Annotated in this window: 12 protein-coding genes and 1 tRNA gene; 6 read left to right on the forward strand and 7 right to left on the reverse strand. The window is 66.7% G+C overall.

Going from position 1 to position 21,066, the window contains the following annotated elements:
* Positions 1-62: 62 nt before the first annotated feature.
* Together ACUXVE_RS17165 and ACUXVE_RS17170 are read right to left on the reverse strand one after the other, a co-directional pair.
* A complete protein-coding gene (locus tag ACUXVE_RS17165; protein WP_033830429.1) occupies positions 63-1,073 on the reverse strand; it encodes an isoaspartyl peptidase/L-asparaginase family protein in 1,011 nt (336 codons plus the stop codon).
* Positions 1,074-1,184: 111 nt separating this feature from the next.
* Positions 1,185-2,204 (reverse strand): cyanophycinase, encoded by a 1,020-nt coding sequence (locus ACUXVE_RS17170; RefSeq protein WP_222390589.1) that lies wholly within the window; start codon positions 2,202-2,204, stop codon positions 1,185-1,187.
* A gap of 170 nt (positions 2,205-2,374) precedes the next feature.
* Between ACUXVE_RS17170 and ACUXVE_RS17175 the strand changes: the two genes are divergently transcribed.
* The 6 genes from ACUXVE_RS17175 to ACUXVE_RS17200 all read left to right on the forward strand — a co-directional run bounded on the left by ACUXVE_RS17175 (position 2,375) and on the right by ACUXVE_RS17200 (position 16,742).
* The gene (locus ACUXVE_RS17175; protein WP_222390591.1) at positions 2,375-5,113 is read left to right on the forward strand and encodes a TonB-dependent receptor plug domain-containing protein; all 2,739 of its coding nucleotides are present in this window, start codon (positions 2,375-2,377) and stop codon (positions 5,111-5,113) included.
* Positions 5,114-5,292: 179 nt separating this feature from the next.
* Entirely contained in the window at positions 5,293-8,058 is a 2,766-nt protein-coding gene (locus ACUXVE_RS17180) for a response regulator (RefSeq protein WP_222390592.1), read from the forward strand.
* The gene (locus ACUXVE_RS17185) at positions 8,055-9,272 is read left to right on the forward strand and encodes an EAL domain-containing response regulator (protein WP_093818991.1); all 1,218 of its coding nucleotides are present in this window, start codon (positions 8,055-8,057) and stop codon (positions 9,270-9,272) included. Before ACUXVE_RS17180 ends, ACUXVE_RS17185 begins: the two co-directional genes overlap by 4 nt.
* A gap of 126 nt (positions 9,273-9,398) precedes the next feature.
* Positions 9,399-12,599, forward strand: coding sequence for an ATP-binding protein (locus tag ACUXVE_RS17190; RefSeq protein ID WP_445514853.1), 3,201 nt, complete (start codon positions 9,399-9,401; stop codon positions 12,597-12,599).
* Positions 12,596-13,237 (forward strand): response regulator, encoded by a 642-nt coding sequence (locus ACUXVE_RS17195; RefSeq protein ID WP_445514854.1) that lies wholly within the window; start codon positions 12,596-12,598, stop codon positions 13,235-13,237. The genes ACUXVE_RS17190 and ACUXVE_RS17195 overlap by 4 nt, the downstream gene beginning before the upstream one ends.
* 262 nt (positions 13,238-13,499) lie before the next feature.
* Positions 13,500-16,742 (forward strand): autotransporter family protein, encoded by a 3,243-nt coding sequence (locus ACUXVE_RS17200; protein ID WP_445514855.1) that lies wholly within the window; start codon positions 13,500-13,502, stop codon positions 16,740-16,742.
* Positions 16,743-17,285: 543 nt separating this feature from the next.
* On the opposite strand, the gene ychF is transcribed toward ACUXVE_RS17200, so the two are convergent.
* The 5 genes from ychF to ACUXVE_RS17225 all read right to left on the reverse strand — a co-directional run bounded on the left by ychF (position 17,286) and on the right by ACUXVE_RS17225 (position 21,064).
* The gene (gene ychF / locus ACUXVE_RS17205; RefSeq protein ID WP_093818988.1) at positions 17,286-18,377 is read right to left on the reverse strand and encodes a redox-regulated ATPase YchF; all 1,092 of its coding nucleotides are present in this window, start codon (positions 18,375-18,377) and stop codon (positions 17,286-17,288) included.
* A gap of 158 nt (positions 18,378-18,535) precedes the next feature.
* Positions 18,536-19,114: an aminoacyl-tRNA hydrolase gene (pth, locus tag ACUXVE_RS17210; RefSeq protein WP_093818987.1), complete on the reverse strand. Its 579-nt coding sequence runs from the start codon at positions 19,112-19,114 to the stop codon at positions 18,536-18,538.
* 50 nt (positions 19,115-19,164) lie between these two features.
* Positions 19,165-19,782 carry a 50S ribosomal protein L25/general stress protein Ctc gene (locus ACUXVE_RS17215; protein ID WP_222390596.1) on the reverse strand — a complete coding sequence of 206 codons (618 nt, stop codon included), beginning with the start codon at positions 19,780-19,782 and terminating at the stop codon, positions 19,165-19,167.
* A gap of 107 nt (positions 19,783-19,889) precedes the next feature.
* Positions 19,890-20,849, reverse strand: a complete 960-nt coding sequence (locus tag ACUXVE_RS17220; RefSeq protein WP_025879147.1) for a ribose-phosphate diphosphokinase — start codon at positions 20,847-20,849, stop codon at positions 19,890-19,892.
* A 138-nt stretch (positions 20,850-20,987) separates the two neighbouring features.
* Positions 20,988-21,064 (reverse strand) — tRNA-Gln (locus ACUXVE_RS17225).
* Positions 21,065-21,066 lie beyond the last annotated feature (2 nt).

Here is a 21,066-nt window from a genome sequence, read left to right on the forward strand (position 1 = left end):
TCAACGCTTTTTTTCACTTTTTTTCACGCGCGTCGCAAACCCCTTGATACGCAAGGGTCTGCTCAAGGCAGCGCGATTGTCTCGTCGGCAAAGATGGCCACATGGGCAACGCCATCGGCCCCGATCCAGCCCCGATACATGCCCTGGGTGTTGAACGGCGCTGCCGCTTTTCCATCTGCAGAGAGCACGATCGCCCCGCCATCGCCGCCCATCTGCGGAATCGCGTCGTTGATCACGCCCTTGCCCGCCTGTTCCGGCGACTGACCGAGGTAGCGCATGCGCGCGCAGATCTCATGGGCTGCCGCGGTACGGATGTAGTACTCGCCCCAACCGGTACCCGACACCGCACAACGCGCATCGGCCCAGGTGCCGGCACCGATGATCGGCGAATCGCCGACACGTCCATAGCGCTTGTTGGTCATGCCGCCAGTGGAGGTGCCTGCAGCAAGATGCCCCTGTGCATCCAGGGCGACCGCACCGACCGTGCCGAAGTGCTTTGCGGTTTCCAGGTCGGCATGCGCCTGCCCGCTCGCTTCTTCCTTCAATGCACGCTGCAGCTGCTGCCAGCGCTTGTCGGTGCGGAAGTAGGAAGGGTCGACCAGGGTCACGCCCTGTTCGGTGGCGAAGGCTTCGGCGCCCTGCCCCACCATCATCACGTGCCTGGATTTCTGCATCACCGCCTGCGCGAGGAGGATCGGGTTGCGCACGCGCTGCACGCCGGCCACTGCTCCGGCCGCCTGGGTGGCGCCGTCCATCACCGCCGCGTCCAGTTCATTGCGGCCTTCGTGGGTGAACACCGCGCCCTTGCCCGCGTTGAAGGTCGGATCATCCTCGAGCACGGTGATGGCTGCGGTGACCGCCGCCAGTGCCGGACGCCCTGCTGCAAGTTCGGCATGGCCCTTCAGCAATGCCGCCTTCAGCGCAGCGCGCGCGGCCTGTTCTTCTGCCGCGGAGAGATCCTTGCGCTCCACCCCGGCACCGCCGTGGATGACCAGCAGCGGTGATGCGGTGGGTGCGGCCTGGGCCAGCAGTGGCAGGGACAACAGCGCGGACAGCGCCAGGCGCAGTTTCATGGAAGCAGGTCTCCAGCAGGACAAGGATTGGATTGCACGGTAGCGTCGGGCCATGCCCGTTGGAAGGCACAGCGCGACGGCATCCGCCGGGCATGGCCCGGCGCTACCGGATCATTGGCGGACGACTTCAATCTCGCCATCGCTGATTTCAGCTAAAGCCTGGTAGGCCGCGTCGGCCTGCAGGTCGTCCAGGCGCATGCGACTGCCGCTGGCGACCACGGTGACCGGTACCGCATGGAAGCGCAGGGGCTCGCCTACCACCAGCCGGTCGGCGTCGCGTCCGGGGCTGACCACCCAGACCTTGCCTTCGCCGTCGGCACTGTAGACCTGGGCCTGGCCGTCAGGCTCCACGCACAGGGCCGTGTCTTCGTCGACGCCGATGCCGACCATGTCCGGGTCACCACTGTCATGCGCGGCGCGGGCCACGAACACGATCAGGCGACCGAGACGGTCGCGCTTGTCGAAGTGGGTGTCGGTGACTACCCGCTGCAGGTAGGGCAACTGCAGGAAGCCGCGGTCCAGGGTCACCGCCTCGCCCATCGGGTCGGCCATGGCGCTGGCCGAATCGATGCTGCCGCCGTCCAGCGCGCCATAGGCGTAGCCGCCGAGGATGGCCAGCCCGGCGCTGGTGCCGGCAATCGGCTTGCCGGCGCGCACGTGGGCATTCAGCGCGCGATTGAGCGCGGTGCCCTTCCAGAAGCGGATGTAGCGGGACTGGTCGCCGCCGGCGATGAAGATCGCATCGGCCGCCGCAACGACCCGCAGCACGGCCGGGTCATCGGCGCCGCGGCGGTTGTCGAACACCAGGGTCTGCACGGCGGTGGTGCCGCCAATCTCCCGGTACAGACGGTCCTGCAGCTCATCGGTGCCGGAGGCGCGCAGGATCAGCACACGGCCATTGCCGGCCTGGCGCAGCCACCACTGGAAGGCTTCAGGCACCCATTCGCCACCGCCCATCAGCATCATCGCGGGGGCTCGCGGGCCAGGCCGCGGTGCATCCAGATCGCCCACTTCGTAGTAGGCGAAGCCCGGGTCCATCAGTTCCTGTGCCGCCGCTGGCGATGAGCAGAAGAGCGCCGACAGCAGCAAGGCGATGAGCGGGCCACGCAGCCCGTAGCGAAGGCGTCGCATTCTGATCTCCCTGAACAAAAACGGCCTGCAACCGTTTTCACTCTTTGCCAGACCTATCCCCAGTAGTCAAGGACATAAAAAAGGCGTTAAATGCGCGCGCCCATTCCTGAAATGTGAATGGGGGACAGGGCCCCTCCTCTGTGGGCCGGCATTACTTCCGAGAATTTCTCATGCGTAGACAGGCGATGGCGTGGTCGATCCAGCTGGCGTTGATGGGCGTTGCTGCTTCGGCGGCGGCACAGACTCCCGCTTCCTCTTCGGTACAACAGTTGGATGCGGTGCAGGTGACCGGCTCACGCATCCCGCGCGCCCAGGTGGAAGGACCGGCGCCGATCACTGTCATCAACGCAGAGCAGATCCGCTCCAGCGGCTTCACCACCGTGCCGGACGTACTGCGCGCGATGACCCAGAACGGCGGTGAGACGCAGAGCCAGCAGTCCTCCGGAGGGGCCGATTTCTCGCCGGGTGCGCAGCAGGTCGACCTGCGCGGGTTGGGGCCGAACCACACCCTGGTGCTGGTCAACGGCCGTCGCATCGCCGACTTCCCGATGCCGTTCAAGGGCCGCAGCAACTTCACCGATGTGTCCAACATTCCGCTGGGCATGATCGACCGCATTGAAGTGCTGACCGGCAGTGCGTCAGCCATCTACGGCTCGGATGCGATCGCCGGCGTGGTCAATTTCATCCTGAAGAAGCAGGCCGATGGCAGCACCATCGACATGCGCATGGGCACCACCACCGAAGGCGGTGGTGAGTCGTTCGACATGAGCCTGGCCAGCGGCTTCAGCAGCGGCAACTTCAACGCGGTGTACAGCGTCGAACTGCAGTCGCAGACGCCGCTGTGGGCCTACGACCGCGACATCCAGGACTCGACGCAGGACGGCCCGACCGAAGGCGCGCGCATCGCCCGTCGTTCCTACCTGCGCACCGATTACAACGATGACTACCTGGACCCGGGCGCGGCAACCTGCGAGGCGTTGGCCGGGCAGAACCAGGGCAGCACCTACCGCGCGTTCCGTCCGCGCTACGGCTATTACTGCGGCAGCGACAGCGCGATCGGCTACGGCACCATCCTCAGCAAGCGCCGCGGCGCCAACGGCTATGCCTCGCTCAGCTACGACTTCGACAACGGCCAGCAGTGGTTTGCCGACGTGCAGCTGGGCTACCACACGATGTCGCTGATGCGCGATGTCACCAAGTGGGGCCGCATGGCCGCCGACGGCGATGAGTCGGGTTACTTCAACAATGAAGCCACCGGCGAGATCGAGTTCTGGCAGCGCCAGTTCTCGCCCGAGGAAATGGGCGGGCTGGACAATGCGATGGTGCGCAGCACGCAGAAGACCTTCAGCGTGACCACCGGCTTCAAGGGCAACCTGATCGGCAACTGGGACTACGAAGCAGCACTGAGCCATTCGCAGTACCAGTCGCGGATCAGCTGGGCGCAGATCATTGCATCCAAGGCCAACGACCTGTTCCTGGGCCCGCAGCTGGGCGAGGACGAGGACGGCTTCCCCATCTACAACGCCGATCCGTCGCGCCTGTACCGGCCGCTGACCCGTGCCGAGTACGATTCGATCGCCGCACGCACCACCTATACGCCGAAGTCGCGCACCGAGACGGCGGCGTTGACCCTGACCAATGGTTCGCTGTTCACCCTGCCCGGTGGCGATGCCGGCTTTGCCGCGACGGTGGAAGTGGGCCAGCAGGCCTATGCGCTCAACCCGGACCCGCTGGCGACCGGCTATTACTACTACAGCTGGAAGGATTCGGACGGCAAGGGCTCGCGCAACCGCTGGGCGACTGCCGCCGAGCTGCGCATGCCGCTGCATGAAACGGTCAACCTGAGCGTGGCCGGCCGTTACGACCAGTACCGCTATTCGGGCCACACCATCGGCAAGGCGACCTGGAGCGGCGGCCTGGAATGGCGCCCGATCGACACGCTGCTGGTGCGCGGCTCGTACGGCACCGCGTTCCGTGCGCCGGACCTGCACTATGTGTTCGCCGGCCCGGGCAACGACGAGACCAGCGCGGAGGATCTGTACAACTGCCGCGCCGACGCCGCCGATGATTGCGCCGACTACGAGCGCAACGTGATCCGCAGCCGCAGCGGCAACCGCGAGCTGGAACCGGAAACCAGCACTTCCTGGAGCGCTGGCTTCGTCTGGTCGCCGGCTGCCGGCCTGGACCTGTCGGCAGACTGGTTCAACATCGACATGCGCGACCAGGTTCAGGACATGGACGTGCGTACGATCCTGGCCAACGAAGCGAACTGCCGCCTGGGCGGCGCCGACATCGGCTCGCCGACCTGCGTGGACGCCCTGGCCCGCATCACCCGCACCGCCGACGGCCGTCTGTACGGTGTGCACGTCAATCCGATCAACGTGGCGCGCGAGTCCACCTCCGGCATCGACGTCGGCCTGCGCTACCGCCTGCAGACCGGCATTGGCGACTTCATCTTCAATGGCACCCACACCTGGGTGAAGAAGCATGATTTCCAGCGTTATGCCGGTGATGTGACCGAAGACCAGTTCGCGATCAACAGCGGCTTCGATATTCCCCGCACCAAGACCAGCGTCAGCGTGACGTGGGAAAAGGACGCCTGGTCGGCCACCGTGTACGGCTCGCGCCTGGGCAGGCTGCCGACCTCGGACAGCTACGACCAGGTGTTCGACGAGGAAAACGGCGACAGCCCCTGGATCAAGGCGACCTACCGCTACAACGCTTCGCTGCAGTACCGCTTCGACGATCACTCGCGGTTGTCGCTGTCGGTGGTCAATGTGTTCAACAAGATGCCGCCGAAGGACAATACCTACACGGCGTACCCGTACTACGACGTGTCCTGGTTCGACAGCGTCGGCCGCACCATCAACCTGCAGTACACCCACAAGTTCGGTGGCAGCGCGCTGTAAGGGCCGCCCTGCTGGTAGCCCGCCACAGACCCCCGCTTCGGCGGGGGTCTTTTTTTTGACCGCCAGCCGCTGCCCCAGCCTGAACGGTTCCCCGCCGGCGGCCTCCTCCACGGCGGGCACGCCGCTTTTTAGGACATGGCTGATTCCGGGCGGGTGACCGTCCTCCCTAGGATCGGTGCATGTTCCGATTCCCTCGCCCTTCCCTGCCCTTGGTCGCACCGCCGACCACCGCTTCGGTGCTGCTGCGCTGGCTGACGGTGTGCGTGTTCCTGTGCCTGGCTGCCGCCACCGGCTTCTACCTGCTGACCGCGTTGACCGAAGATATCTCCAGCCACCGCCGCGACATGAATGCCGCCGCGTACAGGGCGCAGATCTACTTCGACCAGCGTGAGGCCCTGCTGCGCTATCTGGGCGATTCGGTGGTGGTGGGTGATCCGTTGGCGCCGTCCAGCGAGGTCGTACGCCAGCTGCCGCTGGACGGGCCGGGTGGAAAGCCGGGCCAGCGCCTGCTGCTGTCGCCGCGCGCAGAACACACGCTGCAGACCCTGCAGACCCATCTGCTGCTGGTCGACGCGCAGGGAACGCATTGGCTGGCCGGCGGCCAGGCCGACGTGGACATCGCCGGCCTGCCCACGCTGCACGTACTGCGGCAGCGCAGCGGCACGCTTGCCGGTACCGATCCGGTGTACTGGCTGCGCGCCGGCGACGCCGGGGTCGCCCTGGCACAACCGGTACAGGCCGGACCGCAACCGGGCCAGTGGTTGATACTGCTGCTGGACAGTGCGGCCGCCTCGGACATGATCGATGGCCAGGGCATCGGCGGCTACGCCCTGCTGGACCGCGACGGGCAGCCCGCCCTGTCGAGCCTGGCTCCACGCCTGGACAGCGCAGGCTGGAAAGCACTGCAGCAGCGCCAGGACGACAGTTTCGGCGTGCTCTGGAGCATGGGCCTGCCCCGCGGCGTGGCCTTGGTGAAGGGCGTAGGCAATGACGGCTGGCGGCTGGTCTATCACCTGCCTCCCCGCCTGCTGCTTGGCGACATGGCGACCTCGCTGCTGATCAGCAGTGTGTTGCTGCTGCTGGCTGGCATCGCGCTGCGCCTGCTGCGGCGACGTGTCGACCGCCAGTTGATCCAGCCGGCCCTGCTGCAGCACCGGCGCCTGCTGGAAAGCCTGGATTTCAGTTCCACGGTGATCGACCTGGCGCCGGTCGGCATCTGTGTCCTGCGTCGCAGCGACCGTCAGCTGCTGCTGTCCAACCAGTTGCTGCGCGACTGGCTGGGCGAGGACGGCGCGGACAGCGATTGGCAGGCACCGTGGCGCGGGCATGCCGGTGAACGCGGTCGCGGCCTGGAGTTCACCGCACGCGACGGTCGCCAACTGCAGGTGCTGCATGCGGCCTGCCGCTACCAGGATGACGACGTGCTGCTGTGCGTTTTCCATGACATCTCACGCCATCGCCAGGCGCAGGCAGCGCTGTCTTCGGCAAGGCAGGCGGCCGACGCCGCCAACCAGGCCAAGAGCGCGTTCCTGGCGACCATGAGCCATGAGATCCGCACGCCGCTGTACGGGGTGCTTGGCACGCTGGAGCTGCTCGGTCGCACGCCCCTGGATGCGCGCCAGTCGCAGTACCTGCGCACCATCGAGAGTTCCTCGTCGGTGCTGTTGCAACTGATCAGCGACGTGCTGGATGTGTCCAAGATCGAATCGGGCCAGCTGAGCCTGGAGCCGGCATCGTTCTCGCCGCGCGAGCTGACCGAGAGCGTGCTGCGCAGCTTCGCCGCTGCGGCGACGCGCAAGGGCCTGCAGGTACTGGTCTGCACCGATCCCCGGTTGCCGACACGGGTGCTCGGTGATGCCGACCGGATCCGCCAGGTGCTCGGCAACCTGCTCAGCAATGCCATCAAGTTCACCGAGCATGGCCGGGTGGTGCTGCGTGTACGGCTGGTGCAGCGCGAAGGCGAGTCGAGCGTGCTGGCCTGGCAGGTCACCGATACCGGCGTGGGCATCGCCACCGAGGAACAGGCACGCCTGTTCGAGCCCTTCCGTCAGGTCCGTGGCGCTGCCAGTGCGCAGGGCACCGGGCTGGGCCTGTCGATCAGCGACCGCCTGGTGCGCTTGATGAGTGGCGAACTGCGCGTGGTCAGCGAACCGGGACTGGGCAGCAGTTTCACCGTGCGCCTGCCCTTGCCGGTGCTGGCGGCGACCGAGGATGGCCCCGCATTGCTGGCCGAACCGCCGGTCTACGTGCGCGGCCGCGATCGCGAGCTGGTCGACAGTGCCTGTGGCTGGCTGCGCCGCTGGGGTGCCAATGCGCAGCCGCTGCAGGGCGATCCTGCCCTGCTCGACCACGCCGGCGCGATCCTGATGGATGGCGAGGCGGAACAGCCGTTGGCCTGGCAGGGACCGCGGGTGCTGGCCTCGATCGATGGTGGCGACCAACCCGCCCCCACCGCCGATGGCGCGCTGCTGGTCACCCTGCATGGCATGTCCTCGATCGCCCTGGCGGTCGCGCGCCAGCAGCGCCAATGCGCAACGCTGCCGACCGCAGCGCGCGATGTGCAACCGGGCCCGCTGGGACTGCGGGTGCTGGCCGTGGAGGACAATCCCATCAACCGGGTGATCCTGGCCGAACAGCTGCAGGCCCTGGGCTGCGAAGTGGAGCTTGCGCAGGATGGGGTCGAGGCGTTGCAGCTGTGCCAGGCCCATGACTTCGACCTGGTGGTCACCGACATCAACATGCCGCGCATGGACGGCCACGCCCTGGCGCGCCAGCTGCGGGCGGAGGGCACCCTGCTGCCGGTGATCGGCGCCACCGCCAATGCTACCGCCGAGGAGCGCGAGCGCTGCCTGGCCAGCGGCATGCAGGGCTACCTGAGCAAACCCATCGATATCGCACGCCTGCGGCAGGCGCTTTCCGCCGTTCGCCAAGGAGATCCCGCATGACCCGCCGTGTCCTGATCCTGGAAGACCAGCCGTTCCAACGCGGCTATCTCGTCAATCTGTTCAGCGCGCGCGCCGGCGTGCAGGTCGACGCCTGCGAAGACGTGGACGCGGCTATCGCCCTGTGTGCCTGCCAGGCCTATGACCTGGTGGTGAGCGATCTGTTGATGCCCGGCCAGGATGGCATCCAGTTCATCCAGGCACTGGCCGCGCAGCCGCGCCCGCCGCGGCTTGCCGTGGTCAGCGCAGCTTCGCGGCGGATGATGAGTTCGGCGCGGTTGATGGCCGAATCCCTGGGCCTGGACGTGGTCGGGCTGCTGGCCAAGCCGGTCGCCGCCAGCGATGTCGATGCGCTGCTCGATGCACTGGCGCAGGCCCGGCCAGCCGTGCGCACCAGCCCGGCTGCACTGGCTCCGGAACCGGACGCGGTGCAGCTGCGGCAGGCGCTGGCCGACGGCAGCCTGACCGCCTGGTTCCAGCCGAAGAAGTCGTTGCAGTCCGGGCGCGTGGTTGCCGCCGAGGCGCTGGTGCGCTGGCGCCATCCGCAGCTCGGAACACTGGCGCCTGGAAGCTTCCTGCCGGCACTGTGCCGCCATGGCCTGGAGGGCGAACTGCTTCGCGCGATGCTCACCGCCAGCATCAAGGCACAGGCGCGCTGGCGCTCCCAGGGATTCCGCGTACCGGTATCGATCAACCTGCCACCGCATCTGCTGGAGCAGTCCGACCTTCCCGATGAGCTGCTGGCATTGACCTTGGCCGCGGGCGGTAATCCAGCTGATCTGTGCTTCGAACTGATGGAAAACAGCACCACCCGCCACGTCAGCGACTTCTATGCAGGCGCGTGCCGGTTGCGGATGAAGGGATTCGGCCTGGCCCAGGACGACTTCGGCCAAGGCCTGAGCTCGGTGCACAACCTGGTCAACACTCCCTTCACCGAGGTCAAGATCGATCGTGCGCTGGTCAGCGGCTGCGCGCGCGATCCCGCCCTGCACCTGACCTTGACCACCGTGATCGCGCTGGCCAACCAGCTTGGCCTGACCATCGTTGCCGAAGGCGTGGAGAGCGATGCCGATCTGGCCGCGCTGCGCCAGCTTGGCTGCAACCAGGTGCAGGGCTTCCTGATTTCGCAGGCGCTGCCCTCCGACGACTTCACCCGACTGCTGGGCGAAGATGCTCCGGATGAGGGCGCGCGCGGCAGCCGTGCAGCATCGCGCTGACAGTCGAGGCTGAAAGGCTTCACAATCCCATCAAGAGTCATTGACGATCCTCTCTGCGCGGCGGTACCGGCCGTGCCCCGGGCCCTTCGGGCCGCCATCGACCGCCTACTGCTCCGAGACCTGCCCATGCCGGCCGAGGCCGCTCCCGTACGCCGACTCGCCCGCCGCTCCCTGCGCGTACATGCCCTGCTGATTGGCGTGGTGGTGCTGGCAACCCTGCAGGCCGGCCTGCTGCTGTCCACCGGCAGCCAGCTGTTCAACGAAGAACAGAGCAAGATCCGCTATCACTTCCGTCGCCTGGACGGCACGCTGCAGGAACAGGACCGCTTCCTGCGGCAATGGCGCCTGCATGACGTGGGCAGTCGCGGGCAGCCAGTGGACGAATCTGCCTCGCGTGCGCCGCCCAGCCCCTTGTTCGCCAGTTTCGCCCGGATCGGTGCCGACAGCGGCGCTTCGGCACAGGCAGCGGACGAACTGGGCGATCGCTTCCTGCGCTTCTACGGCGCTTTCTGGGCGGCGTCCCGGTTTCCGCCTCCGCAATGCCTGCTGGTCGATGGCCAGGGCCGCCGTGGCCTGCTTGCGCCGATCCAGACAACGCGTGGTGATCCGGGCCAGAGCAGCCCGCATCACCTGCAGCCGGCACTGGCCGCCATCCACCAGGTGCTGCGCGAACGTCCAGCGCTGCGCCGCGGCAGCGTGGTCTGGACACCGGTGGCCTGGCGCGAAGGCCAGACCCGGCTGCTTGCCATCGCGCACGCGCCGCAGGATGCCCGCCTGTGGGGCGAGAACGAGGACGAGTCACTGGCCGCCGTGGCCTGCCTGCTGGATCCCGGCCGCGTCGATGACTACCGCCAGGTGATGGGTACGCCGGTGTTCGAACGGATGTCACTGTTCGATGGCAACGGCCGCCTGCTGCTCGGTGATGCCAGCGATGCCAGCCGCGCCGCTACGTCGTGGCGCGCGGGACTGGACGGCCTGCTGTTCCGCATGCGCAGCGAACACGGCTGGCTGGCGGTGTATCACGTGGGCTGGCAACAGGTGTTCCAGCACCCGCGCGGGCCCCTGCTGGGCAGCATGGTGGTGGCACTGCTGCTGGCCACCGGGGGCGTGCTGATCCTGCGCGCCTACCGGCGCTCGGTGATCGAGCCATTGCGCCGCAACCATGCGCGGTTGCTGGAAAGCGAAGCCTTCAGCCGAACCATCCTCGACAACGCACCGATCGGATTGTGCCTGCTGCGCCGTACCGATGGCCGCGTGCTGCTGGACAACGCGCTGGCGCGCCAGTGGCTGGGGGAAGACCACGCCGAGGGTGGCTGGCACGGGCCCTGGCGACGCAGCGTGCTCGCCGCCGGCGGCACTACTGCAGGTGACGGCATGGCCTACACCACGCCGGACAACCGCCACCTGCTGATCACCGCCACGCCCGCGCGCTATCGCGGCGAACCCGCTGTACTGTGCCTGTTCATCGATCTCAGCAGCCAGCACGAGGCCGAGCAGGTGCTGCAGCAGGCACGGCGTGCGGCCGACCAGGCCAACCGGGCCAAAAGCCAGTTCCTGGCCACCATGAGCCATGAGATACGCACCCCGCTGTACGGCGTGCTCGGCACGCTGGAGCTGCTTGGCCTGACCCCGCTGGATGCGCGCCAGCAGGACTATCTGGACACGATCCAGCGCTCGTCATCGACCTTGATGCAGCTGATCAGCGACATCCTGGATGTCAGCAAGGCCGAGGCCGACCAGCTGAGCCTGGAACCCGGCGCGTTCGATCCGGTGCGGTTGACCGAGGACGCACTGGACTCCTACGCCGCAGCCGCCGCACACAAGGGCCTGCAGTTCTACGCCTGCATCGACCCGGACGTGCCGGCTGCGGTCAACGGTGATGCCGCGCGCATCCGCCAGATCCTCAACAACCTGATCAGCAATGCGCTGAAGTTCACCGACAGCGGTCGGGTCGTGGTGCGCCTGGGTGCGCAGCACGTCGATGATCGCTGCTGGCTGCGCTGGCAGGTGGCCGATACCGGCATCGGCATCGCCAGCGAGCACCAGGCACATCTGTTCGAACCCTTCTTCCAGGCCAACCCGGGCACCGATGCCATGCGTGGCACCGGACTGGGCCTGGCGATCTGCGCACACCTGACCGCGATGATGGACGGCCACCTGCGGGTGGTCAGCGAAAGCGGCCTGGGCAGCAGTTTCTCGGTCGAACTGCCGCTGCCTGAGGCAACGCCCGACCCACTGCAGGCGGCTTCACCGCAGTTGCCGGCAGGGCTGCCGGTGCAGGTTCGCGGCAGCGTCCGCGAGTTTGCACAATCGATATGCGATCGGCTGCAGCAGCGTGGCGCACAGGCCAGCGTGTACCGCGACGATGCGCCGCTGCTTGTCGACCCTGGCATGGTGATGCTCGACCTTGTGCTGGACGAGGGCGCGCCTGCGTGGAATGGCCCGCAGGTGGTGGCCTGCCGCGAAGGCGGAATGCAGCCGCAACAGGTGCAGGGACATTGGCAGGTCGGCGTGCATCGCCTGGATGCGATCGTGATGGCGGTAGCGGCCGCGGCCGGGCGAGCGCTGCCCGCCGAGGTCAACGGGCGTCTGCCCGCAACACGCAGGTTCGGGCTGCAGGTACTTGTCGCCGAAGACAACCCGATCAACCAGGCGATCCTGCGTGACCAGCTGGAGCAGCTCGGCTGCCACGCCGTGGTCGCCAGCGACGGCAATGAAGCGCTGCGCTATTGGCCGCAGCGTCCTTTCGCCCTGGTGTTGACCGATCTCAACATGCCAGGACTGGACGGTTACGGCCTGGCCCGTGCACTGCGCGCGCGTGGGGTTGGCGTTCCGATCCATGGCGCAACCGCCAACGCCGATCCGGCCGAACGGCAACGCTGCCACGAGGCAGGCATGCAGGGAGTGCTGGTCAAGCCGATCACCCTGGCAGCACTGCAGCGCCTGCTGACCCAGGTCGCGGCCGGGCCGCACAGCGAACTCATCGACGAACTGGCCGATGCTCCCCTGCAGGTTCCGGAAAAGATGCAGGCGTTGTTCGTGCAGACCATGCAGGCCGACCTGGACAGCCTGCAGCGGGCGATCGGCGATGCCTCGCCCGAACGCGTGGCACAGGTGCTGCACCGCATCCGCGGCGCACTGGTGATCGTCGGCGCACCGGCACTGGTGGCGCACGGCCAACAGATCGAGCAACAGCTCGGCGATGGCGACGCGCTACCAGCCCTGGCCGGGGCGCTCGGCCATTTCCAACGGCGCCTGCAGCGGCTGCTGGAACCATTGGTGCACGTCGCCGCCCCCTCACCTCTCCGTAAGCCCACACTGCCATGACCACCCGCATCCTCATCGCTGACGACCACCCGATCGTGCTTGCCGGCATCCGCGATGTGCTGGCAGGCGAGCTGGACCTGGACGTGGTCGGCGAGGCCGCCGATCCGGTGACACTGATCGAGCTGATGACGAGCACCCAGCCGCATGCGGTGATCACCGATTACAGCATGCCCGGTGGTGACAGCTTCGGCGATGGCATCAAGCTGATCTCGTTCCTGCGCCGCAGCTTCCCGGGCACGCATGTACTGGTATTGACGATGGTCTCCAATCCTTCGCTGGTGGCGGCGATGTACGCCGCTGGCGCTGGCGGCGTGGTGCTCAAGAGCCACGGCCTGGGCAGCCTCGTACAGGCGCTGCGCACGGTGCTGGCCGACCGCATCTATCGCCCGCCCGGACTGATGCCGGTTGCCGCGGCGGAACCGGCCGATGCCGCCGTGGTGCTGGCACGCCTTTCTCCACGGGAACTGGAAGTGATCCGCCTGTTCACCGGCGGCATGAGCGTGGGCGACATCGCCCGCCAACTGCAGCGCAGCGCGAAGACGGTCAGCACCCAGAAGATCAGCGCGATGCGCAAACTGGGCGTGGACAGCGACCAGGCGCTGATCGAGTACTGCCTGCAGGCCTCGTTGTTTGCCTGAGGCGTCCACAACGCTGAACCGTGCCCGGCCCATGCGCCGGGCACGAAGTGCTTTAGGAAACGCCTGATTCCATAGGACGGGGCTGATTTCTAGTCTGGATGCATCCCGCCACGGTGACGATTTCCCGTCGCCATCGCCTTACCGGCGGGAGGGAAACCGGATGGCGCCTGCAGCGGCCATCGCACGCGGTTTCCACAGCGACGCGGCCCTGCCGCGCCAGATCGCGCAGCCGTGCTGCGCCCTGCCACAGGAATCCAACAGCATGAACGCCTCTCCCCCACGGCGCCGCCGTGCGCCCGCCTGCGCGCGCGTGGCACGCCTTCCCCTGATTCCCAGCCTGCTGGCCAGCGCCCTGTGGGCCGCCCTGCCCGTGCATGCGGCCGAACTGCAGGGCCCGTTGAAGGTTACCGACGGTGGCAGCCTGCAGCTGGGTGCCGACGACACCCTGCAGCACAGCGCCAGCGGCTACGCGCTGGAGGCCAGTGGTGCCGGCAGCAGCGCTACGATCGATGGCAGCCGCATCTCGATCACCGGCGGAGGCAGTGGCATCCTTGCCAGTGCCGGGGGCAGCGTCCTGCTTGAAGGCGGCCTGCTGCAGCTCGGCAACGGCAGCGCCAGCGTCGGCTATGCGCTGAACGCCAGCGGTGCGGGCAGCGTGATCCGCGCCAACAATCTCATCATCGATGCCTTCCGCAACGGCTCCGGCTACGGCACGGTCAACGCCACCGGCGGCGGCAAGGTGTGGTTGAACGGTGGCCGTGTCAGCAGCGGTGGGCACGCGCTGTATTCCACTGGGCGTGGTAGCGAGCTGCACGTGGCCGGTACGGAGATCAACGGCGGTGCCAACAGTGCGGTGTACGCCGAGGGAGGCGCACTGCTGTCGCTGGAATCGCTGAAGATGACCTTCGCCGAAGCCAGCAGCGGCTACAGCGGCCGTTTGTCCTCCGACGGCAGCGGCAGCGTGCTGTCGCTGCGCGACGTGGACGTGGTCAACGGCTACTTCGACATCGACAACGGTGGCACGCTGCAGATCGTGGGTGGCAGTGCCAGCAGCAGCGGCAGCAGCATCCGCCTGCTCGGCAACAGTGGCAACCGCGTGTACTCCACCGCCGATATCACCGGCGGCCGTTTCGAGACCGTCGGCGGTTACGGCGTCAACGTCAACAGCTGGGCCAGGCTGACCACCAACGGTGCCCGCTTCACCGTACGCGACGGCTATTCCGGTATCTGGCTGTCCGGCGCGGACTCGCTGGCCGACCTCACCGATACCACGATCAGCACCTATGGCGACAACGGCTACGGCCATGGCGTGGACGTCTGGGGTGGTACCGCCACGATCACCGGCGGCAGCATCGATACCCACGGCGATGGTGTCTACGGCCTGCGTGCCTCGGGCAGCAATCCACCGACGCCCTACTCGCGCATCCGCGCCAAGAACCTGGACATCACCACTTACGGCACCGGCGGCGGCGGCGTCTTCCTTGGCGGCAGCACGGCCGATGCGCAGCTGGACGGAGGCTCGATCACCACGCTGGGTGCATCCTCGTTCGGCATCGTGCAGATGAACACGGCCAAGCTCACCGCCGACAACCTGAGCATCCATGCGCAGGGCACGAATTCGGGGGCCTATCGCTCCTACATCACCGTGTTCGGGCCGTACTGGGACCGCCTGGTGTTCAACAACAGCTCCCTGCAGACCCAGGACGGCCCCGCGTTGTGGCTGCAGGGCAGCAACCACGAGCTGACGCTCAACAACACCGATGTCATCGCGCGCCAGCAGGGCAACCTCGACGGTGGCCGCCTGCTGCGGGTGAGCGACACGGTGTTCACCGACGGAAGCTCGGTCGCCACCGCAGACATTCTCTTCACTGCCGACAACAGCCGCCTGGCCGGCGATGTGGTGGTCGACAGCGCCACCGCCAACGTGCAGATGACGCTGCGCAACGGCACCGTGTTCAACGGCGCGCTGCGCAACGACTCGGGCTACCAGGTCGCGCAGCTGTCGATGGACGGCAGCAGCCAATGGAACGTGCGTTCCAGTTCCAGCGTCGGCTCGCTGGACCATGCCGGTACCATCGCCTTCGTCGCCCCCATCACCGGCGACTTCAAGACCCTGACCGTCACCGGCGACTATGTCGGCAACGATGGCCACTGGCTGTTCAACCGCGCGCTGGGCGACGATGCCTCGCTCGGTGACCAGCTGGTGATCCAGGGCAACAGCAGTGGCACCGCCTCCGTCAGCGTGCGCAACGCCGGGGGCGCCGGTGCCCTGACCAGCGAAGGCATCCGCCTGATCAGCGTGGGCGGCCAGTCCGATGCGCAGTTCTCGCTGCAGGGACGCGCGGTGGCCGGCGCTTACGACTACTTCCTGTACAAGGGCGGCGTCTCCACGCCGGATGACGGCAACTGGTACCTGCGCTCGGAATACGTCCCGCCGGTCGACCCGCCGGAACCGCCCGATCCGCCGATTGACCCGCCGACTCCGCCGATCGATCCGCCTGCTCCGCCGATCGATCCGCCGGTAGTTCCGCCCGTCGATCCGCCGCTGCCGCCGGCACCGCCGCGCGTGGAGCGTCCGGAACCGGCGGTGTACATGGCCAACCAGAGCAGTGCGCTTGGCATGTTCCGGCACAGCCTGTACGACCGCAGCGGCGATCCTGCCGAGGCGATCGATGGTGGCAGTGACGCCATTGCATGGGCACAGGTGCGCAGCAGCGCGCCCGGCAGCCGCGGCCACCAGGTGGACGTGGACAGCGAGCTCAACAGCGTGCTGCTGGGCGTCGGTCGTCGCTTCGAAGCCAATGCCGGCGGCCAGCTGCAGGCAGGTGTGATGGCCGGCCACGGCCGGGCGCGCAATGACAGTCGCTCGCAGGTGACCGGTTACACCGCGCACGGTGTGGTCAACGGCAACAGCCTGGGCCTGTATGCGACCTGGTTGCAGGACGCGCGGATGGAGCATGGTGCGTATGTGGACGGCTGGCTGCAGTACGGGCGATTCCGCAACAGCGTGCAGGGCGAAGGGCTGCAGAAGGAGCACTATCGTTCGCACAGCTGGACCGGTTCGGCCGAGGCAGGCTATGTGCTGCCCGTGCAGCGTACGGCACAGCGCGGGCTCTACCTGGAGCCACAGCTGCAGGTGATCCACAGCCGCTACGACGCCGACCGCGTGGTCGAGGCCAACGGCACGGTGGTTGAAGGGCGCGGCAAGGACAGCACCACCACGCGTGTGGGACTGCGCCTGTACACGCGTTCGCTGACGCAGCGCCAGGGGCAGGTACAGCCGTTCGTCGCGGTGAACTGGTGGTCCGGTGGCAACGACGCGACCATCGCGGTGGACGGAGAACGCCTGCGCCGGCAGTTGCCGCGTGACATCTACGAAGCCAAGGCCGGCGTGCAGGTGAATCTGTCGGGTGGCTGGCGCGGCTGGGGTGAGATCAGCCACCAGACCGGCGGCATGGGCTTCGGCGATACCAGCGGTCAGCTGGGCGTCTCTTACCGCTGGTAAGCGCTGCGACGGGTGATCCCAGCGAGGGGTCCGGCGATGCGTCGTCGGACCCCTTGTTGTTTTCCACACCACGCGTGGAAATCGATGGGGGTTGGATGTGGACAAGTGGCCATGAGCCACGCACGACAAGCGTTTTCGGCGCTGGTGATTTTTTATCCACCCAATCCACCGCGCCGGCAGGTACATGTTTTCCACACAGCAGGTGGAAAGCGCTGCGGACTTGATGTGGACAACCCGGCTTGAACGTTATGCCGCAAGCGTTTCAGGGCGTGGCTGTTTTTTGTCCAGCGGCCTCGTCGGTTTTCCACACGCCACGTGGAAAGCCGTGGGGGTTTGATGTGGACAAGTAGCTGCGAGCCCTGCACGGCAAGCGTTTCAAGGCGTGGTGAATTTCTGTCCACGGTCACCGGCAGCACTGCGCTGGCGCTTCCGCAGCAGAAGCGCGCAGCGGCACTGCTCGTGCGCCCCCTTCTGACAGGCGCCCGATACAACAAGACCCCGCATTGCGGGGTCCTGTGGACAATCACTGCGCTGCGCCGTCGATCAGACGTTGAAGCGGAAATGCAGGATGTCACCTTCCTGCACGCGGTATTCCTTGCCTTCCAGGCGCAGGCGACCGGCTTCCTTGGCGCCGGCTTCGCCCTTGTACTTGATGAAGTCCTCATACGCGATGGTTTCAGCGCGGATGAAGCCCTTCTCGAAGTCGGTGTGGATGACCGCGGCAGCCTGCGGCGCGGTGGCGCCCTTGCGCACGGTCCACGCCCGGACTTCCTTTACACCTGCGGTGAAGTAGGTCTGCAGGCCGAGCAGGCTGTAGGCCGCGTTGATCACGCGGTTCAGGCCCGGCTCGGTCAGGCCGAGGTCGGCCAGGAAGGTATCGCGGTCTTCGTCATCCAGCTGCGACAGTTCTTCTTCGATCGCCGCCGACACCGGCACCACTTGTGCGCCTTCTTCGGCGGCACGGGCGCGCACGGCGTCCAGGTGCGGGTTGTTCTCGAAACCGTCTTCCAGCACGTTGGCGATGTACATCACCGGCTTGAGGGTCAGCAGGAACAGATCGCGCACCAGCGCCTTCTCTTCCTCGTCCAGGCCCGCCGAACGGCCGGCCTTGCCATCGGCCAGCGCGGCCTGCAGCTTGGCCAGCACCGGCTTGCGTGCCGCTGCGTCCTTGTCACCGCCCTTGGCCGCACGCTCGGCGCGGTTCAGTGCCTTCTCCACGCTGTCCAGGTCAGCCAGGGCCAGCTCGGTGTCGATGGTGTCGATGTCCGAGATCGGGTCGACCTTGTTGTTGACGTGGATGACGTCAGCGTTCTCGAAGCAGCGCACCACGTGGGTGATCGCATCCACTTCGCGGATGTGGGCGAGGAACTTGTTGCCCAGGCCTTCGCCGCTGGCCGCACCGGCCACCAGGCCGGCGATGTCGACGAACTCGACCGCGGTCGGGATGACCTTCTGCGGGTTGATGATCGCCGCCAGCTCGTTCAGGCGCGGATCCGGGACCGGCACGATGCCGACGTTGGGCTCGATGGTGCAGAACGGGAAGTTCGCCGCGGCGATGCCCGCCTTGGTCAGCGCGTTGAACAGGGTCGACTTGCCGACGTTGGGCAGGCCGACGATGCCGCATTTGATACCCATGGGTGACAGCTCTCTGGGGTGAAAGTGATTGGTGAAACAGCGCACGCGCCGCTTGGCCAATCCATCTCGGTGTCGTCGATCAACATCTGTGCCAACCAAGGTTGGCACCTACCGGGGCCGGTTGGCACCCGTTGCCGGCCAGCGGCCGGCACTACCGTTTATTTCGGGGTGTGCAGCCGCTTCATCGCTTCGCTGAAATCGCCCTGCACCGCCAACGGCAGCACGTCGATCGCATCGTCGATGGCGCGCGAGATCAGTACTTCATCGTCCTTGGAGGGACGTCCCAGCACCCAGCCGACCACGCGGTCCTTGTGGCCGGGATGGCCGATGCCCACGCGCAGGCGATGGAACCTGCCGTGGCCGAGCAACCGGATGGTGTCACGCAGGCCGTTCTGGCCACCGTGGCCACCGTCGAACTTCAAGCGCGCCACGCCGGGCGCCAGGTCCAGTTCGTCATGGGCCAGCAGGGTTTCCTCCGGCTCGATCTTCCAGAACCGCTGCGCGGCGGTGACCGACTTGCCGCTGAGATTCATGAAGGTGGCCGGCTTGAGCAGCCACACCGTCTGTCCAGCGATGTCGACCTTGGCGGTCTCGCCAAACAACTTGCTGTCCACGTTCCATCGCGCACCGGCCTTTTCAGCCAGGGCCTCAACGAAATGAAACCCGGCATTGTGCCGGGTCCGGGCGTGCTCCGATCCGGGGTTGCCCAGACCGACGATCAGTCGCAATCCTGCCATCGTTCCATCCAGATACGGCGCCTGCCCCGAAGGACAGGCGCCGCGGGGTATTACTCGGCCGCTGCTTCTTCAGCGTCGGCAGCGTCCTGCTTGCCGTGCTTGGCAGTGACGATGGCGTCGTCGTGGTCCTTGCCCAGCGCCAGCGCCGGAATTTCCACGCCCTTCGGCAGCTTGATGTCCGACAGGTACACCACGTCGCCAGCCTTCAGCTCGCCCAGGTCGACTTCGATCGACTCCGGCAGGTCCTTCGGCAGGCAGCTGATGGCCACTTCCTTCAGTTCGTGGGTGACCACGACGTCGGCAGCCTTGCCGGCCGACGAGGCGTCTTCGTTGATGAAGTGCAGCGGAACCGAAGCGGTCAGCTTCTCGTTCTCGTTCACGCGCAGGAAGTCCAGGTGCATGATCAGCTGCTTGTACGGATGGCGCTGCATGTCACGCAGCAGCACCTTCTGCACCTGGCCGTCCAGGTTCAGGTCCAGGATCGAGGCATAGAACCACTCGTTCTGCTGGGCCAGCCAGATTTCGTTGTGGTCCAGGCTGATGGCGACCGGCTCGGCGTTGCCGCCGTACACGATCGCCGGGATCACACCAGCGTGACGCAGGCGGCGGCTCGCACCCTTACGCTGCAGTTCACGCTTGGTGACCTTGATTTCATGGGTCTTCGACATTTTCGACTACTCGGTTGTTGCCTTGCCTTGCGGCTTGGCGGTTGAAGGCACTTCCGCGACCAGAAGCGCCCGGTGTGTCCCTGCCGTTGCCGGCGGGGACGAAAAAATCAATCCACGTACAGCGAGCTGACCGACTCGCCGAAGGCGATGCGGCGCATCGTTTCGGCCAGCATTTCCGCCACGCTCAGCTGGCGGATCTTGCTGCACACCCGCGCGGCGTCCTTCAGCGGGATGGTGTCGGTCACCACCAGCTCATCGAGCTGGGAGTTGGTGATGTTGTCCACCGCCGGGCCCGACAGCACCGCGTGGGTGCAGTAGGCGGCGACCTTGAGCGCACCGCGCGCCTTCAGGGCAGCAGCAGCGGCGCACAGGGTGCCGGCGGTGTCGACGATGTCATCGACCATGACGCAGGTCTTGCCTTCGACGTCACCGATGATGTTCATCACGGTGGAGACGTTGGCGCGCGGACGACGCTTGTCGATGATCGCCAGGTCGGCGTCATCCAGGCGCTTGGCCACTGCACGGGCGCGGACCACGCCGCCCACGTCCGGCGACACCACGATCAGGTTCTCGGTGCCGTAGGCGCGCCAGATGTCGGCCAGCAGCAGCGGAGAGGCATACACGTTGTCGACCGGAATATCGAAGAAACCCTGGATCTGGTCGGCGTGCAGGTCGACGGTCAGCACGCGATCAGCGCCTGCGGTGCTGAACATCTTCGCCGCCAGCTTGGCAGTGATCGGCACGCGCGAGGAACGCATGCGGCGATCCTGGCGCGAGTAGCCGAAGTACGGCACCACGGCGGTCACGCTGGCCACCGATGCGCGCTTGAGCGCGTCGATCAGCACCAGCAGTTCCATCAGGTTTTCCGCGCTCGGCGCCGAGGTCGGCTGGATCACGAACACGTCCTGCTTGCGGACGTTCTCTTCGATCTCCACCTGCACTTCACCATCGGAGAAGTGCGAGACCAGCGCCTTGCCCGGGCGCACTCCCAGTTCCTTGCAGATGTTCTGCGCCAGACGTTTGTTGGCGTTGCCGGAAAAGACCAGCAGGTTCGGGGACTCTTGCATCATGATTGTCTCGGGCGGGGACGAGTGGCGGGGATCCGGTAGCGGCAAGGACCACCTCGGCCCCTGCTGCTGACAACACCGCGGCTGTTCCCACGTCCCGCGCAGGTGATGCGCTGGAAGGCGCGGACGCAGCCGCATTGGCAGGGGCGGGAGGATTCGAACCTCCGAATGCCAGGATCAAAACCTGGTGCCTTGGGCCTCTTGGCGACGCCCCTGC

The sequence above is a fragment of the Stenotrophomonas sp. 3(2025) genome (assembly GCF_052665395.1).

What these genes read in the sequence shown, in the direction of transcription:
- ACUXVE_RS17165 (WP_033830429.1), bottom strand. Translation starts at nt 1,073, where the DNA reads ATGAAACTGCGCCTGGCGCTGTCCGCGCTGTTGTCCCTGCCACTGCTG.
- ACUXVE_RS17170 (WP_222390589.1), bottom strand. Translation starts at nt 2,204, where the DNA reads ATGCGACGCCTTCGCTACGGGCTGCGTGGCCCGCTCATCGCCTTGCTG.
- ACUXVE_RS17175 (WP_222390591.1), top strand. Translation starts at nt 2,375, where the DNA reads ATGCGTAGACAGGCGATGGCGTGGTCGATCCAGCTGGCGTTGATGGGC.
- ACUXVE_RS17180 (WP_222390592.1), top strand. Translation starts at nt 5,293, where the DNA reads ATGTTCCGATTCCCTCGCCCTTCCCTGCCCTTGGTCGCACCGCCGACC.
- ACUXVE_RS17185 (WP_093818991.1), top strand. Translation starts at nt 8,055, where the DNA reads ATGACCCGCCGTGTCCTGATCCTGGAAGACCAGCCGTTCCAACGCGGC.
- ACUXVE_RS17190 (WP_445514853.1), top strand. Translation starts at nt 9,399, where the DNA reads ATGCCGGCCGAGGCCGCTCCCGTACGCCGACTCGCCCGCCGCTCCCTG.
- ACUXVE_RS17195 (WP_445514854.1), top strand. Translation starts at nt 12,596, where the DNA reads ATGACCACCCGCATCCTCATCGCTGACGACCACCCGATCGTGCTTGCC.
- ACUXVE_RS17200 (WP_445514855.1), top strand. Translation starts at nt 13,500, where the DNA reads ATGAACGCCTCTCCCCCACGGCGCCGCCGTGCGCCCGCCTGCGCGCGC.
- ychF (WP_093818988.1), bottom strand. Translation starts at nt 18,377, where the DNA reads ATGGGTATCAAATGCGGCATCGTCGGCCTGCCCAACGTCGGCAAGTCG.
- pth (WP_093818987.1), bottom strand. Translation starts at nt 19,114, where the DNA reads ATGGCAGGATTGCGACTGATCGTCGGTCTGGGCAACCCCGGATCGGAG.
- ACUXVE_RS17215 (WP_222390596.1), bottom strand. Translation starts at nt 19,782, where the DNA reads ATGTCGAAGACCCATGAAATCAAGGTCACCAAGCGTGAACTGCAGCGT.
- ACUXVE_RS17220 (WP_025879147.1), bottom strand. Translation starts at nt 20,849, where the DNA reads ATGCAAGAGTCCCCGAACCTGCTGGTCTTTTCCGGCAACGCCAACAAA.